General features: G+C 54.9%; 16 protein-coding genes. 12 read left to right on the top strand and 4 right to left on the bottom strand.

Annotation, left to right across the window (positions count from 1 at the left end; all coding sequences use genetic code 11):
* Positions 1-11 precede the first annotated feature (11 nt).
* Entirely contained in the window at positions 12-935 is a 924-nt protein-coding gene (locus tag KP014_RS10135; RefSeq protein ID WP_036593320.1) for a D-alanine--D-alanine ligase, read from the top strand.
* Positions 925-2178: an aminotransferase class I/II-fold pyridoxal phosphate-dependent enzyme gene (locus KP014_RS10140; RefSeq protein WP_051499801.1), complete on the top strand. Its 1254-nt coding sequence runs from the start codon at positions 925-927 to the stop codon at positions 2176-2178. Before KP014_RS10135 ends, KP014_RS10140 begins: the two co-directional genes overlap by 11 nt.
* A gap of 191 nt (positions 2179-2369) precedes the next feature.
* Here KP014_RS10140 and KP014_RS10145 read toward each other — a convergent pair whose 3' ends face one another.
* From KP014_RS10145 to KP014_RS10155, 3 genes are all read right to left on the bottom strand, one after another.
* Positions 2370-4055 carry a methyl-accepting chemotaxis protein gene (locus KP014_RS10145; protein ID WP_036593319.1) on the bottom strand — a complete coding sequence of 562 codons (1686 nt, stop codon included), beginning with the start codon at positions 4053-4055 and terminating at the stop codon, positions 2370-2372.
* A 583-nt stretch (positions 4056-4638) separates the two neighbouring features.
* Positions 4639-5730 (bottom strand): M24 family metallopeptidase, encoded by a 1092-nt coding sequence (locus tag KP014_RS10150; RefSeq protein WP_090834012.1) that lies wholly within the window; start codon positions 5728-5730, stop codon positions 4639-4641.
* A 259-nt stretch (positions 5731-5989) separates the two neighbouring features.
* Complete coding sequence (locus KP014_RS10155; RefSeq protein ID WP_343223083.1) at positions 5990-6775, bottom strand: MBL fold metallo-hydrolase; 786 nt, start codon at positions 6773-6775, stop codon at positions 5990-5992.
* Positions 6776-6896: 121 nt separating this feature from the next.
* Here KP014_RS10155 and KP014_RS10160 point away from each other — a divergent pair, with 121 nt between their 5' ends.
* On the top strand, positions 6897-7400 hold the full coding sequence (locus tag KP014_RS10160; protein WP_036600260.1) for a GNAT family N-acetyltransferase: 504 nt from the start codon (positions 6897-6899) through the stop codon (positions 7398-7400).
* A 63-nt stretch (positions 7401-7463) separates the two neighbouring features.
* On the opposite strand, the gene KP014_RS10165 is transcribed toward KP014_RS10160, so the two are convergent.
* Positions 7464-7793 (bottom strand): winged helix-turn-helix transcriptional regulator, encoded by a 330-nt coding sequence (locus KP014_RS10165; RefSeq protein WP_036600258.1) that lies wholly within the window; start codon positions 7791-7793, stop codon positions 7464-7466.
* A 90-nt stretch (positions 7794-7883) separates the two neighbouring features.
* Between KP014_RS10165 and KP014_RS10170 the strand changes: the two genes are divergently transcribed.
* The 9 genes from KP014_RS10170 (at position 7884) to KP014_RS10210 (ending at position 15143) form a co-directional block, all read left to right on the top strand.
* Entirely contained in the window at positions 7884-8144 is a 261-nt protein-coding gene (locus KP014_RS10170; RefSeq protein ID WP_036600255.1) for a YqkE family protein, read from the top strand.
* 190 nt (positions 8145-8334) lie between these two features.
* Positions 8335-9513 carry a polysaccharide deacetylase family protein gene (locus KP014_RS10175; RefSeq protein WP_051500422.1) on the top strand — a complete coding sequence of 393 codons (1179 nt, stop codon included), beginning with the start codon at positions 8335-8337 and terminating at the stop codon, positions 9511-9513.
* A gap of 102 nt (positions 9514-9615) precedes the next feature.
* Positions 9616-10782: an MFS transporter gene (locus KP014_RS10180; RefSeq protein WP_343223119.1), complete on the top strand. Its 1167-nt coding sequence runs from the start codon at positions 9616-9618 to the stop codon at positions 10780-10782.
* Positions 10783-10894: 112 nt separating this feature from the next.
* On the top strand, positions 10895-11401 hold the full coding sequence (locus tag KP014_RS10185) for a metallophosphoesterase family protein (protein ID WP_036595880.1): 507 nt from the start codon (positions 10895-10897) through the stop codon (positions 11399-11401).
* Positions 11402-11407: 6 nt separating this feature from the next.
* Complete coding sequence (locus tag KP014_RS10190; protein WP_090834010.1) at positions 11408-11947, top strand: GNAT family N-acetyltransferase; 540 nt, start codon at positions 11408-11410, stop codon at positions 11945-11947.
* 76 nt (positions 11948-12023) lie between these two features.
* Positions 12024-12494 carry a GNAT family N-acetyltransferase gene (locus KP014_RS10195; RefSeq protein ID WP_036604009.1) on the top strand — a complete coding sequence of 157 codons (471 nt, stop codon included), beginning with the start codon at positions 12024-12026 and terminating at the stop codon, positions 12492-12494.
* Positions 12495-12560: 66 nt separating this feature from the next.
* Positions 12561-13271 (top strand): HAD family hydrolase, encoded by a 711-nt coding sequence (locus KP014_RS10200; protein WP_036604007.1) that lies wholly within the window; start codon positions 12561-12563, stop codon positions 13269-13271.
* A gap of 354 nt (positions 13272-13625) precedes the next feature.
* On the top strand, positions 13626-14120 hold the full coding sequence (locus KP014_RS10205) for an RNA polymerase sigma factor (RefSeq protein ID WP_036597859.1): 495 nt from the start codon (positions 13626-13628) through the stop codon (positions 14118-14120).
* Positions 14121-15143: an anti-sigma factor gene (locus KP014_RS10210; protein WP_051500273.1), complete on the top strand. Its 1023-nt coding sequence runs from the start codon at positions 14121-14123 to the stop codon at positions 15141-15143.
* Positions 15144-15290 lie beyond the last annotated feature (147 nt).

The raw sequence follows: 15290 nt of genomic DNA on the forward strand, positions 1-15290 counted from the left end.
GAGCGGGAAATATGAGAGTTGGCGTAATTATGGGCGGCATATCGTCGGAAAGAGAGATTTCGCTGAAGACGGGCGAGGAGATGTTAAAAAAGCTGGACCCTGCCAAATACGAGGCCGTTCCGGTTGTCATTAACAAGAAGGAAGAGCTGGCGGAGAAGGTGCGCGGCCTCGATCTCGCGCTGCTGGCACTGCACGGGGCCTTCGGCGAGGATGGCACCGTGCAGGCCGTGCTGGAATCGCTGAACATTCCGTATACAGGCAGCGGCGTGCTGTCCAGCGCCATCTGCATGGATAAGGATGTGTCAAAAAGACTTCTGCGCGCAGCCGGCATCCCAACAGCCGATTGGCTCTGCTGGAACCATATTAGCGAGTTTGCGCCTGAGGCGGTGGAGAAGCTTGGTTATCCGGTTATCGTCAAGCCTTCCTCTGGCGGTTCCAGCATCGGCATGGTCAAGGTGAATGAACCGGGTGGACTGCGGGCCGCCGTAACAGAGGCTTTCCGCTGGGACCGGTCGGTCATGGTGGAACGTTATGTCCAGGGAACGGAAATTACATGTCCCATCCTGGACGGCCGCACGCTTCCGGCGCTCGGCATCATTCCCCAGACTTCGGAATATTTCGACTTCGACGCCAAGTATACCGAGAACGGAGCACTTGAGGAGATCGCCGTTCTGCCCGCTGACCTGGAGCGCAAGGTGCGGCAGATCTCCTTGGACTGCTGCCGGACGCTGAAATGCAGCGTATACGCCCGGATCGATATCATCGTCTCGGACGGCGTCCCTTTCGTGCTTGAGGTGAATACTCTGCCGGGCATGACCTCGGCCAGCCTGCTGCCCAAGAGCGCCAAGGCCGCGGGCATGACATTTAGCGGTCTGCTGGATGCCATCATCGCTGCTTCGCTGAAGGAAAGGGGCGTGCCCGTTCATGTCCAGTGAATGGATTCGTCAGGATGTCCGTGAGCTGCCCCCATCGGGCATCCGCGCTTTTTTTGAACAATGCGCGGATGACAAGGACTTGATTCAGCTCGGAGTCGGCGAGCCGGATTTTCGGGTGCCGGAGTCTGTCCGGAAGGCCTGCATCTCCGCGCTAAACCGGGGAGAAACAGGTTACTCCTCCAACGCAGGACTGCCGGAGCTCCGGAGGGAAATTGCCGGTTATTTAAGCGCCGGCCTCGGGCTTCACTATGATCCCAGCGCAGAGATCATCGTCACTACAGGCAGCAGCGAAGCGCTGGACATAGCGCTACGGACGATCATTTCACCGGGAGACGAGGTGATCATACCGTCACCGGGCTATGTCGCCTATGCTCCGATGGTCACGCTGAGCGGAGGATCGGTTATTCCCGTGGAGGTGAAGGGGGAAGAGGGCTTCAAACTGACAGCCGAAGCCCTGCGGCGGAGCATTACCCCGCGCACCAAGGCGCTGATCGTCAATTATCCGAATAATCCGACCGGAGCGGTGATGACCCGCAGAGATTGGGAGCCGATTGCCAAGCTTGCCGCTAAGCATAATCTGATTGTCATATCCGACGAGGTCTATGCTGAATTGACTTACAGTGGACGGCATTACAGCATCGCGTCGCTGCCGGGTATGAAAGAGCGGACGATTGTTATCAGCGGATTCTCCAAAGCGTTCGCCATGACCGGCTGGAGGGTAGGCTATTCTTGCGCGAGCGGCGAACTGTCTTCCGCGATGCTCAAAATCCACCAGTACACCGCCATGTGCGCTCCCGTTCCGGGGCAGATTGCCGCCTTCGAATCGCTGCGGAGCGGACTGGAGGCAAAAGACCGGATGAAGGCCGCCTTTGACGCGCGGCGAACCCTGTTCGTGGAGGGACTGAATGCGATTGGCCTGGCCTGTCATATGCCGGACGGCGCCTTTTATACCTTCCCGTCGGTTGCCGGAACCGGGCTGACCTCGGAGCAGTTCGCGCTACGGCTGCTCAGCGAAGCCGGCGTAGCGGTCGTACCCGGTTCCGTCTTCGGGCCCGGAGGAGAGGGACATGTCCGCTGCTCTTATGCCGCTTCGTCCGGGCAGCTGGCCGAGGCGCTGCGGCGGATCGGACGGTTTATGGCATCCCTGTCTTCCGGCGGTCATGCGTTCCGTTATCCAGCGGAGCCGGGAGCGGGCGGCAATCGCGAGGAGACCGGGGCCCGAGTGGTTACGGTCGGCACATGACCCGTGTACGGCTGGGGAGCAAGACCTTCATTATTATTGTGAAGTGTATGGATCGGAAGATTAGGAATGGTGTGCATTCATTAAAAAAGGTCCTTTCAGACTCTATGAATCTGAAGGGACCTTTTCCTGTTATAAGACGGCGACAGCAAAGACGCCGTGCGTTAAATCAACGTGCGTTAAATCAACGTGCGTTAAATTTTAAACTTGCGGACCGCTTCCTGCATTTTGAGCGTCTGCCCGTATAAATGCTCTACAGTTTTTGCGTGTCCATCCAGTTGTTCCTGCTGGCTGCGGTAATTGTCGGCCAGTATCTCGGCGCCTGCTTGCGATTTCGAAGTGATCTGCGCAGTTTCCTCTACGGATGCGGTTACTTCTTCGGTTCCCGCCGAAATTTGCTGGGTGGCTGCGGAAACGGACTGAACGCTTTGATTGATGCTCTGGATGAGTATGGTAAGGTGGTCGAAGGCGTTGCCGGCTTCCTCCACTTTGCCTACGCCGGACGCAACCTCGGTATTAACCTCGTTCATACTGGCCACAGACCGCTGCATTTCCTCCTGCAGGCGCAGAAGGAACTCGCGGATTTGCTCGGTGGCTTCTCTGGACTGCTCCGACAGTTTGCGCACTTCTCCGGCTACTACGGCGAAACCGCGGCCATGCTCGCCCGCCCGCGCCGCTTCAATGGAAGCGTTAAGGGACAGCATCTGGATTTGTTTGGTGATCTCCGAAATGCCTTGTACGATGTCGCCGATTTTCTGCGATTGCTCGTCCATTTTGCGGAACTGCTCCAGCGATTCCTTGGAAGCCCGTCCGACCTGGCGCATCTGTTCGACGGCGCTTTGTGCCGTGTTATTGCCGCTAACCGCTTCGGCAGAAGCTTCATGGATCTGCTCGGTCACTTCGCCTGCTGCGGAAGCAATATGCTGAATGCCCAAGCTGATTTCTTCCATGGCTCGGGCGTTATCCGCCGCACTGCTTGCGATTGCCGTGCTGCCTTTACCAATCTCAAACGCGGATTTTCTGGAACTTTCCGCCATGTCGCGGATGCCGTCCACGCGTTCCTTTAGTTCGTTGGAATCGGCCATAACGGTATCGGAAGTACTCAATACCTCGCCGATCAAGTCTTTCAGGCGCAGCGTCATCGCTTGGAAGCTCTCCCCCAACCGGGAAATTTCATCATGACCTTTTATATCCAGTTCCTGGGTAAAATCACCCTCAGCCAACTGATCGCTATATGCCGCAAGCTTGGTGATCGGACGGGTAATCCGGCGGCTCATGAACAGAGCTGCGGTCATACTGATAATCAGGGCCAGCAGCGTGATACCGGCGCTGGTCCACAGCGTGCTCGTCACCTTATCCTTGATGAATGTCATGTCCGCGCTGACGCCGATTACAAGGGTACTTCCCGGAATGCCAACGTAAGCCGTTTTATGTACGCCATGGCTGTCGGAGTATATTTCGCTGATGCCGCTCTTTCCCTTGGAGGCCTGCTCCAGAGCCGGTGTCACCTGAATTTCTTCCTTCCGTTTGAGCGCCGACTCATGATCCGCACTCAGGACGGCAGCTTTTCCATCTTTGTATTCTACTAGAAAAATCGTCTCCACATTATGCTGGGTCCGTTTATCGCGGAAATAATATTCCACATTCGTCGCTGCCTGTTCGTTGGTGCGGGCCTGCATTGCGTTAGTCGAGTTCAGCTGTTTGAAAACGTCCTGCGACGCGGAGCTGAGAAGCTTGTCGATCTGCGGGACAACGTAGCTGTTGAGGGTATTGATGGAGATAAAGTAAAAGCTGATACTAAGCGTAAGCGAAGTGAACAAGAGGGCAGCGAGCAATAACAACATAAATCTCCGGCCGATGGAATGCCTGATCCGAAACATGCGGTTCTCTCCTTTTTATAACGAAAAATGTACAAGCTATGCGTCCATGATCCCTTCATGCTTTTACGATAAACGGAAACGGCTTTTGAGAGAGCCGACATCCGTTACTGCAATCAGACTGGGTATGCCAGCGGCTGTTTCAGACAGTAGGTCTATTATCCTGCCGTTCAACCCGGTATAAAGACATGGTAGTATATGCATAAATACTATTTTATAAAATTAACCTGCGGTTGAATAGGGAGGAATGGCCTATGTAAGGTATAATTTTCTGCACTTCAATTATATTTGCAGAATATTTCGCGATATTTTCTTTTTTTTCAGTAGATATAGATTCAACGGGGTTTCAACGGGTTTGATATGGCAGGGGTTGTACATTTCATATTATAAAAAAAGAGAACCGCGCATGATTGCAAAACGCGGCTCTCTTTTGGGTTAGCAGCTCTTTTGTTCCTCAGGGCGCCGGAACAAAGAGTATGGCAGGAGCACCCTGCCTTGAGGAGGCATTATGCGTACGGACAGGCGGAGAGTTGATACCCGGTCCGCCTGAAGAAGGCTTCCGCCCCTCATTCCGCACAGCCGGAAATCAGAGCTCCAGCACGGTCCAGCCTTTAGGGAACCGGGTGAGCGTCCGGGCGCCGCCGGCCGTGACAAGGACCTCGTCCTCGATCCGCACGCCGCCGAGTCCCGGCACGTAAATACCGGGCTCAACCGTAAAGACATTGCCGCTTTCCATGATGTCCCCGTTAAGACCGTGCAGTGAAGGGTATTCGTGAGTGTCCATCCCAAGGCCGTGGCCTACGCGGTGAACGAAATAGGACCCATACCCCGCTTCCTCGATAACGGCTCGCGCAGCCAGGTCGACCGAGCCGTAAGAGGAGCCGGCTTTGGCGGCGGCAATGCCGGCTTCGTTGGCGGCCAGGACGGTATCGTAGATGCGGACCAGTTCGCTGTCCGCCCGCTCCACGGCGAAGGTGCGGGTGATGTCGGAAGCATAACCGTCCGCGAACACGCCGAGATCGAACATCAGCAGGTCGCCGGGCGAGATAAGGCGTCTGCCGGGAACGCCATGCGGGAGGGCGGTATTAGGCCCGGACAGCACCATCGTATCGAAAGAGGGCCCGGCGGCGCCGAGCTTTTTCATCAAATACTCCAGCTCCGCAACGAGCTCGATTTCGCTGACCCCCTCCTTCACATGGGAAAGCCCCTGGCGCAGCACTTCCTCCACCAGCTTGGCGGCATGCTCCATGCGCTCGATTTCCCCCGGCGACTTGATGGCGCGCATCCGGCGCAAAAGAGGGCCGATGTCGGCGAAGCTGTCCGCAGGCGCGGCCTTCGACAGGAGCTCGAAGCGCGCCACCGAGACATGCTCTTTCTCGATGCCCAGTTTCTCAAGCTTTGGTCCAAGATGATTCTTCAGGAGGCTGTATGGATCGTCCGTATCGCTGTGCGTGACGATCGTAGAGACGGTTGAGGATGCATGTGCAGATTCAGCGTCGAGCGCGGGAACGATGAGCACCGGCTCCTCGCCGCGGCTCAGCAGCAGACCGAGAAACCGCTCATGCGGGTTGCTGGCGAAGCCGATCAAGTAATATACATGCTTGGGATCGGTGATCAGCAGGGCGTCCAGCTCTTCCGCAGCCATTTCCCCTTCAAGTCGTTTCAGAGTTTCATTCATTTGTACATTGCTCTCCCTTCAATTCACGATAACAAAATGGCAATGAAACCATTATAGAGCATACAAAGAGAGGACGCACGGTAGTGCGAGTTTCCGTGGAAGCCGGTGCTCCTGTTTCGGCCGTTTGCCGGTTAGAGATGAAGCAAGATGGGTAAATAGCCGGCCAGCCTGGAAGTAAGATGGCCCCGGCACAAAGAAGCTCCGTCCTGCGGCTACAAACCGCAGGATGGAGCGCTTCTTGTTCTACCGGAAAAAAGCGTCAGGCCAACTCCTCAATAAGCGGCTGCGGACTGCCTTCAAATAGGCCGCCATGGTAGCAGAGCACCTTGGCTATTGGCCGTCCCTCCAGCTTGCGGAGGCTGTGCAGCGCAAGCGGCATATCCGGGGTCGCCCATTCAGCGGGTCCGGCGAGCTTGCCCTCCACGACGCACAGTTCGTCGGCGGCCAGCAGCAGCTTGTCGTTTGGCAGATAGAGGCAGATATGGCCGGGGGTATGTCCCGGCGTATGGATGACTTCCACGCCGCCGCCCCAAGGCAGCATATCTCCGTCCTTCAGGACCGTAAATGCGCCCAGGCCGGGCAGACATTTAAGGAAATTGTGGGCCAGATCCTGGAACCCGCCGGGCATTTGCGCGATTCGCTCCGGGGAGAATTTCACCAGCGGAAGACTGCCGTTCAGATAGGGAATATCATCCGCATGTGCCAGAAGCTCCAGTCCGGGTATCCGGTCCACGAGTTCCTGCAGATTCCCGATATGATCGATATCCTGATGGGTAATAATGACGCGCTTAATATCGGACACTTGCGCTCCGGAATCTTCAACTGTCTGCTTCAGGGCTTCGAACTGTCCGAGCATGCCGGTGTCGACCAGCGTCAGACCGTCCTCATCCTTCAGCAGGGCCGGGTAAATTTCGGTGGGACCGAAAATGGGTGATAGCATAGGCACTTTCAGCGCGATTACCGATTCTGAGAAATCGGATGAATAAGGCCAGCAGCGGCCCGAGTCCTTGCGGCGCGGGAAAGGAAACTCATCGATGAACGGCAAATCATAATAGTCACCGGAGCGGAGATTTAGCTTCGCTATGAATTGACTTTCAGGGCGGCTATGGATTACTTTGAAACTAGCGTCATAATTTCGGTTCGCTGCTAGATGGAGGAATGAATGGATGGAATGGCAGAAGAGCAGTATTGAAGATGCAACACTGGAGGATCTGCCGGGCATAGTGGCTATTTATAATTCCACCGTGCCGGGACGGATGGTTACGGCAGACCTTGAACCCGTTAGCGTGGAAGACCGGCTCGCCTGGTTTCATGAGCATGGCAGCGGCCACCGCCCGCTATGGGTACTAAGAAAGGACGGCAAAATCGCCGCATGGCTGAGCTTTCAGTCGTTCCATGAAAGGCCGGCCTATAACGGAACGGCGGAAATCAGCATTTATGTAGGCGAAGAATACAGAGGCAGCGGAGCCGGAAGCCTGCTTATAGATAAAGCGCTCGAGGAATGCGGGAGGCTTGGCATAAGCAATCTGGTCGGTTTGGTATTTGGGCACAATGGGCCAAGCCTGGGGCTTCTGGAGAAATTCGGCTTCGAGCGCTGGGGGCTCCTGCCCGGAGTAGCCGACATGGATGGTACACTGCGTGATTTGGTTATCGTCGGCCGCAAGGTGTAGAGCACAACACGCAAAAAAGGAAACCGGCTCGGCCGATCCCCCTTCATGCGGCGATCTAATGATTTATGTGGATGAGTTGGTTTCGGCCTCAATCCAGTCCCGGGACCAGTGCTCCAGATCCCGAATGACCGATTCCAGCGCTCTTCCTTTTTCGGTCAGGGAATACTGAATCCTTACCGGCGTTTCAGGAAATACTTCCCGGCGCACGATGCCCTCCTGCTCCAGATCTTTCAGCCTCTCGGACAGAAGTCTTCCGCTAAGAGGCAGGGAGGCTTCGATGGCGCCGAATCGCTGGGGTCCTTGAAGCAGCTGGTAAATGATCAGACCGGTCCAACGCTTTCCGATAATATCCATGCTTTTTTGCAGCCGGGGACACAAGGAAGTCTGCTTCATTTGTCTCACCTCTTGCTTTCATTATAAACGAAAAGACCATGGACTAAAACAAATCCAAACAAAAATAAGCATAAAAAGGAGGGGATTGCAATGGCAAAAAAGAAGAAATTGCCGAACGCTCCACGGGTGAGCAAAGAGGATGCTCCGGCAACCTTGAAGGACCTTCTGAGCAGTGAAGTGTTGAACAAACTGAAGGCGCAGGCCGATGAGCTGAAGAACGAGGAGAATGACCGCAAAGAAGCGGAGCGTAAGAAGGCGGAGGAAGCGCGCAAGGCGGAGCAGAAGCGCCTGGACAACGATTTTGCCCATCTGCTGGAGAACAGCAGCCAGGACTGGCGGAAATACAAATAACCGTTAAACGGTGCTTGGAATCTTTTTCGACCCGATTGGAAGACAGCTGTCCGAGATGCTCGGCCGGCTTCTTTTTCATGCGCATATCCCTGCAAAGATTAAAAAGTTGTTACCTAATGAAGGGCGAAGGCGGAATAAGATAAGGATACAAATGGAAGCGAGACTGTACGCTCGTTAGGAGAGTTCTACGTTGAGAAAAATAATCGTCCCTGTATTGGCTGCCGCAATCCTGGCCAGTTTAGCCGGTTTTTTCGGGTTCAGACAAGAGTCTCATGAAGTCGACTTTGAGGTTGGCGGGCGGGTGCTGAAATCATCCGGTCCCCTCGAATACTCGCATCATGAGCTGCTGGTTCCGCAAACATTCGCCGAAAGTCTTCTGGGCGTAAATATCCGCTGGGATCGGCCGGCGCCTCTGCCAAAGGGAGTCTACTATAAAAATAAAGTGGCGGTCCTGATGTACCATCATCTATCCCGGAAACCGCTGCTGCCCTCTATTTTGTCGGTGAACCGGTTCGGTGACCAGATGAAGCTGCTGAAACAGGACGGTTATCATGTAATTACAATGGAACAATACCGGCGGTTTATGCTTGAGGATGGCAAGATTCCGGACAATGCCGTGCTGCTTACCTTTGACGACGGCTATGAGAGCTTCTACAAGCTGGCATTTCCGATTTTGCGAAAATACAGCTATACGGCGGTGGACTTCGTCATCGTCTCCGATGTCGATAATCCCGGCAAGGGAGGCTTGCCCAAGCTGACCTGGCAGCAGATGCGGGAGATGAAAAAAATCGGCATGGGCTTCTACAATCATACCTATAATCTTCATTTCTATGACGTTGTCGACGCCGAAGGCGGGAAGGAGCCGGCGCTTACCGCGCAGCTCTACATAAACGACGAGAACCGGAACGAATATAACGAAGAATATTACCGCAGAGTGAAGGGAGATTTGGGACTGGCAGAGCGGAGGCTGAAAGAGGAGCTCGGCAATACCGATTCGGCGCTCGCTTTTCCATATGGGGCCTATAATGACAAGGTGCTTCATGTTACGGCTTCGCTCGGCATCCCTCTGACCTTCACTGTGAAGGAAGGGCTGACCGATAGAGGCGAACGGAATGCCGGCCGCATTAATGGGGGCAGCAATTTACGGACTCCCGCGCAAACGATCGACCGGATCAGGCAGTTCGTGCCCAAACGGGAATTGACGGTTAACGGGCGCAGCGTGTTTCTGGCGGGTGTCCAGCCGGAGTTCAAGAATGGAAGGCTGCTGGTTCCCCTTGACGACATTTGCCGGTCGCTGCATATCGCGATGGATTATGACCGGTATAACGGCACGGTAAAGCTGACGTTGCCTGGGGGGCATCATGCGTAGCGCGGCTTCGGCGGGACGCCCGGAGGATTCGGAGGCGAGAGAATCAACCGAATCACGGTTATACCGTCCCGCAAAAGCCTATATGCAGCTATCGGCCCGCTGATTGCCGCGTATAGTCTGGCTTCGCTCGGCTCCTATATTTTTGACATCGGCATTATCGTCGAGCTGTACCGGATGACCGGTTCTCCCGCCGCTGTCGGAGGATACTTCATCATTCAGTTTCTTCCTTCGCTGCTGCTGACGCCGGTCATCGGGACCTTCATCGACCGCTGGAGCCGCAAAAGAATACTGCTGCTGACGAATCTGATGCGGGCGATGACCGTCGGCATCCTGCTTATCCATTTGTCCATTGAAACGATTTATTTGGCGGCCGTGCTGCTCGGGATATGCGATGAAATCTATGCTGCGACCGCAAATGCCATCGGTCCTGAGCTTGCAGGGCCGCAGGACATTCCGCGCTTTAATTCGCTGCTCTCCGCGGCGGATTCCATAAATCTGATTGTCGGTCCCGCTATCGCCGGACTGTGCGTGTCGCTTGGCGGAATCGGGACAAGCATCGGAGTCGATGCCGCTGTGTTCGCCCTTGCCGCCCTGCTCGTACTGCCGATGCCTTACAAGCCTCAGCGCAAGGCATCGGCTAAGGCGGGATTTCTGGAAGAGATGAAGGAAGGCTTACGAATCGTCGCCGGAGAGCCGGTTGTTAAGCGTATGCTGCTGATCTGGGCGCTGCTGCTGGCGGGGGTCGGCAGTACAGGCTCACTGGTTGTTGCCTTTGTTAGCAGGACCATGGGGCTTCCGGCGGACCGATACGGATGGGTTATGGCCTTTCAGGGCGCGGGAATCATCGCCGGATCGGTCTGGATTATGTCGCGGAAGAGAGCTCCCGATCCCAGCCGGCTTATCCCTTTCGGGATGGCAGCCATAGGTGCCGGACTGCTTGCCGTATCGGCAGCGGACCGGATGGCTGCCATCCTGGGGGCTTATCTGCTCATCGGGCTTGGCGCCGCCGCTGCCCCGAACGGCATCCGTTCCACTCTGCAAAAGGAACTGGCGCCCGCTGTACTGGGCAGAGTGTTCACCTCGGTCCGTTTCGTTGTGAACTCGGTTCGCACGCTGTCCATCGCGGCGGCCTCGTTTCTCGCGGGAATAACTGGCATGAGGATTATTTTTGCGGCGGCGGCTCTGTGCGTCCTGCTGGGCGGCGCCGCCGCTTATGCCGGGAGGAAGCGAAGAACCGCAGGGCTGCATGTGGAGCGGAGGAAGCCGTAGCGGCAGCCCGGTATTTTGCCTTGAGAGCTGGCTCCGCTACGGTGGACGATCCCGTGTCTTCGTCGTACAATAATTTACAATATGAATCTTAATAATGAGGAGGCGGAGCAAGATGAAAGTAGGAGTCGTTTCGGATACTCATATGACCCGGGCGGGGAAGAAACTGCCGAAAGCACTGATAGAGGGACTGGCGGGAGTCGAACTGATTCTGCACCTGGGTGACTGGGTGGATATGGAAGTCTATGACGAGCTGTCCGCTCTGGCGCCGGTTGACGGAATTGCCGGAAACAACGACGGGCAAGACATTGTGAAGCGATTCGGCGAGCGCAAAATCGTGACGGTTGCGGGCGCGCGCATCGGCATGGTTCACGGACATCAGCCCTATACCGGGAGGGGGACGGACGGCAATGCCTTGAGGGCGTTTGCCGGCGAGAGCCTGGACTGCATTCTGTTCGGCCATTCCCATCAGCCGCTCATGCGAAGCGAGAACGGCATATTGCTGTTCAATCCGGGTTCGCCGACGGACAAGCGGCGGGAGAAGCTGTATTCGTTCGGACTGCTGGATATTGAGGAAGGGAAGATCGAGGCCCGCCATATTTTTTACGAATCGAAAGGATGAGGCGGCATGGCGATGGAACTGCGCGAGCTGACGGTTCCTGAAGGTAGGGAGATCTATGAAATGGTCCGCGAAATCGGGTCCGGGGAGAACGGGTTTGTCAACAGTCTCTATATTGCCGGATACTCCAAATTCCTGAAGCTGCTTCCGGTTCTGCGGGATTATTCCGCTGGGACCGGTCTGCCGCCGGGTCATGTGCCCCAAACCCTGTATTTTCTGTATGCGGAAGGAAGACCGGTAGGCTATGGCAAGCTGCGCCACTGGCTGACCGACTCTTTGCGCGTCACCGGCGGCCATATCGGATATTGTATCCGGCCCACCGCGCGGGGAATGGGCTACGGCACAGCTCTGCTGGCAGGACTGCTGGACAAAGCGAGCGAGCTGGGCATCCGCCGGGCGCTCCTTACCTGCAACGAAGATAATATGGGATCGCGGCGGGTCATTGAGAACAACGGGGGAAGTATGGCCGAGCTGGACAACCGGTACTGCCGATACTGGATCGACCTTTTGGATGTTTCGCCGGCGGAAGACCGGGATAAGTCTAAATAATGCGATAATTTCTCCATGGCAAACCTTTAGGGTCAATCTTACAATGACGGTATTATGGCTTTGATAAGGGGGAGCGATGAAAGTGAAACGGAATTTTGCGGTGCGGGCGGGTCTTGAGGATCTGGAGAGGATCGTGCCTTTGTTCGACGAGTATCGGATTTTTTACAGGCAGGAATCGGACAGGGCAGGCGCAGGAGCCTTTTTGGAAGAGCGGCTGCGCCGGGAGGAATCGGTTATTTTTCTTGCGATTGAAGAGGATGGGGAAGGCGGCGAACGCGCGGTCGGCTTTACGCAGCTGTATCCTTCTTTCTCTTCGGTTACGATGCAGCGGCTGTGGATTCTGAATGATCTGTACGTCACGGAAAAGGCGCGGGAAAGCGGAGCGGGTGCGCTGCTGATGGAAACGGCCAGAGAATTTGCGAAGGAGACCGGCACAAAGGGACTGACGCTGACGACCTGGACCGATAACTTTACCGCCCAGCGGCTCTATGAGAAACAAGGCTACGTAAGGGATGACGAATTTTACAGCTATAATCTTTTTTTCTGACTATAATATCCGGGGATAACGGTTACATCCGGTCCTAATCAATTGCGGAAGCTAAGGGGCGTTGAAATGGAGAGCAGTGGTAAAAGGGCAATTTTTTTTGATTTGGACGATACGCTTTACGATCATCTTGTCCCATTCCGAAACGCGGTGAGGGAAGTGATTAAGCCGGACGAGAGCGTGCTGGACGTGCTGCATTTATTCGACCGGGTAAGATATCACAGCGACCAGCTATGGCCGAGATATCTGCAGGGAGAGTTCTCCCTGGACGAGACGCGGGTGCGGCGGATGGAGATCGCTTTCAGCGAATTTGGGATACACCTCAGCCGGGAGCAGGCGACGCTTGTGCAGCAAGGCTATATTAGCCGCCAGTACAACATCGAGATGATTGACGGCGTTCTCCCGCAGCTGACGCGGCTCATGGAGGAAGGCCATGTGGTCGGCATCATTACCAACGGTCCGGTAGATCATCAGATGAGCAAAATCCGCGGTCTCGGCGTGGACAAGCTTATCCCTGCGGATCGGATCTTTATTTCGGATGCTGTCGGCATTGCCAAGCCTAATCCGGAAATCTTCGCTTATGTTAACCGGATTACGGGTACGAAAGCGGAAAACAGTGTGTATGTGGGCGACACTTGGCATAACGATGTGGTTGGTGCGCTGGATGCCGGATGGAAAATGTGGTGGTACAACCCAAGAGGAAGGGAACTCATTGCCGGTCATACGCCGACCCATATTTTCCGGAATTACGAAGAATTCGCCGGGCTGCCAATCGTTTAGTTGACGACCTATAACAAATGATTATTTTCAAAAAAACGGCGCAGGCCGTTTCTTCTTAATGACTGCCGCACCTGCGTTAAATTCTGGCGGCTCTGGCACTTGCCGGCTTCACGTAAATTCTCTCTTGGCGGGGGATGCGTGATCCGGCAGGTGTTTTTTTTAGATTAAAGAATCTATAAATTTTCAGCGGAGCTGAACGATTCTTTAATCGCAAGAAAAACAACCGCTAAAGAGGGATTAGGCAACATCTTCGAGAGACTCCCCTAGGAGTTTTTCTTATATTTAGCAAAAAAAATGCGCACAGCGACAACATTCCGGGAGTTCGATCGTTATATCAGCGAAAGGGGGTGCAGGATGGGGCCCGGGCACCTGGAGCAGCTGCTTCAACCTAAAATGGCGGAAATCCGCCGTTATTTAATCCGATTGGGCGCTGGCGCCGCCGATGCGGAGGACATTGTGCAGGACACGGTTTACAAAGCCTTGCTGTATCTTGAAGCGATCGACGAACGCAAGTTCAGCGCTTGGCTGTATAAGGCTGCGATCAACCGCTATTATGATCTGTGCCGAAGGCAGAAGCGACTTCAATATGACGAAGAACCCGGGGATTATGCCGTTTCGGAGAGCGAACTGCCGGAAGAGACTCTGCTGAGGCGGGAGCAAAAAGACCTGATCGAACGCGTTCTCGGGAAGCTGAATCCTGTGCACAGACAGCTGATATTGATGAAATACGAAATGGAACTGTCTTATCGGGAGATAGCGTCCCTTCTGGACATCAGCGAGGGAAAGGTGAAAGCTTCGTTGTACCGCGCAAGGCAGCAATTCCAACACTATTACGGAGGTGAGGCATAGATGACCGCTCCCTGGGAAGGACAGGAGGATCAAGAACTTACGAAAACGATTAAAAAAGCCAAACGGAGAATTTTGTTGCGAAATCTCGTCATTATCGCTGTATCTCTGGTCTCAAGCATGATTGTGATCTTTGCCATCTTGCTTGGTGTCTTCCATTTGACGGGCCGAGAGGCGAACAAGGCATGGATGGACGAATGGGGATATATGTCGATCAGCAAGCCGAACGAGTACGAATCGGGGTACAAAAATCAAAGTGGATTCCTGTCGGGTGTTCTGGAGCTGGACACATATAAAATTGTGGAGGGCGTGCCCATACCGTGGAATGAATATTGGAGCAATTATCAGGTAACAAACTTCCCGAATTTTAGTGGGACCTACGGAGGAACCGGAGGCCTGACCGTGACCGATCCGCAAATGAAGGCGCAGGGGTACGAGTACTACCGGCAGTACAACCCTTACAATGGGCAGAGGGAGCTGGCGTTCTATGTGCCGGGCGTGAATTATAACGGCAAGGTGCTGAACGACCTATCCGCATTGAGCCGGATGGAATCCGGTAAGCTTGTGGAAATGGCGCTGTCCTTCGATAAGGATTATTCCTTTGCCGAGGTAAAGGCGATGCTGCCCGCGGGAGTCAGACCGGTATGGTACTGGGTCGATACGTATGATGACCGGACGAATTTTCATTTCAAGCCTTTTAAGGACGGAAACGGAAACATAAGCTATCCGCTGCCCATGTCGCCGTCTTTCGGGGTGTACGGTTTCGGAATCAGGCCGGACTGGGATAAGGCGGAGCCGGGAGATTTTATTCAGACGTTAAAGGGCGGCCTTCACGAGAAAGGCAAATACTACAGCGAATACGAGCGTATCTACAATTACCTGAAAAAAGATAAAGCCGAACCGGACGCAGGCGATGTCCGCCTCCTGGGCGTTGTCGTCACTGGGACCGCCAAAGGGCTGCAAAGCCTGAACGGGCAGCCCTATGTCCGGGGTGCTGTGCTGGGCGCTGTCACGGACAGATATTGATTATGTCCGCACCGCCGTACTCGGCGCCGTCGTGGACAGATATTGAGAGCTGCCCAAAGGTCGGCAGGTGACCGCCCGTACAGCCTCGAATGAAGGGGCAGATAGGCGGCGAGCTGCTGCCGATACAAGGGTCCACAAGGGACGATT

Origin of the sequence: Paenibacillus sophorae, assembly GCF_018966525.1 — a bacterium.
GTDB lineage: Bacteria > Bacillota > Bacilli > Paenibacillales > Paenibacillaceae > Paenibacillus_AQ > Paenibacillus_AQ sophorae.

Bases quoted from the DNA above. Each gene is read 5' to 3' on its own strand.
- KP014_RS10195 (WP_036604009.1), top strand. From the start codon at position 12,024: ATGAAAGTGAAACGGAATTTTGCGGTGCGGGCGGGTCTTGAGGATCTG.
- KP014_RS10200 (WP_036604007.1), top strand. From the start codon at position 12,561: ATGGAGAGCAGTGGTAAAAGGGCAATTTTTTTTGATTTGGACGATACG.
- KP014_RS10140 (WP_051499801.1), top strand. From the start codon at position 925: ATGTCCAGTGAATGGATTCGTCAGGATGTCCGTGAGCTGCCCCCATCG.
- KP014_RS10145 (WP_036593319.1), bottom strand. From the start codon at position 4,055: ATGTTTCGGATCAGGCATTCCATCGGCCGGAGATTTATGTTGTTATTG.
- KP014_RS10135 (WP_036593320.1), top strand. From the start codon at position 12: ATGAGAGTTGGCGTAATTATGGGCGGCATATCGTCGGAAAGAGAGATT.
- KP014_RS10210 (WP_051500273.1), top strand. From the start codon at position 14,121: ATGACCGCTCCCTGGGAAGGACAGGAGGATCAAGAACTTACGAAAACG.
- KP014_RS10160 (WP_036600260.1), top strand. From the start codon at position 6,897: ATGGAATGGCAGAAGAGCAGTATTGAAGATGCAACACTGGAGGATCTG.
- KP014_RS10150 (WP_090834012.1), bottom strand. From the start codon at position 5,730: ATGAATGAAACTCTGAAACGACTTGAAGGGGAAATGGCTGCGGAAGAG.
- KP014_RS10165 (WP_036600258.1), bottom strand. From the start codon at position 7,793: ATGAAGCAGACTTCCTTGTGTCCCCGGCTGCAAAAAAGCATGGATATT.
- KP014_RS10190 (WP_090834010.1), top strand. From the start codon at position 11,408: ATGGCGATGGAACTGCGCGAGCTGACGGTTCCTGAAGGTAGGGAGATC.
- KP014_RS10205 (WP_036597859.1), top strand. From the start codon at position 13,626: ATGGGGCCCGGGCACCTGGAGCAGCTGCTTCAACCTAAAATGGCGGAA.
- KP014_RS10170 (WP_036600255.1), top strand. From the start codon at position 7,884: ATGGCAAAAAAGAAGAAATTGCCGAACGCTCCACGGGTGAGCAAAGAG.
- KP014_RS10185 (WP_036595880.1), top strand. From the start codon at position 10,895: ATGAAAGTAGGAGTCGTTTCGGATACTCATATGACCCGGGCGGGGAAG.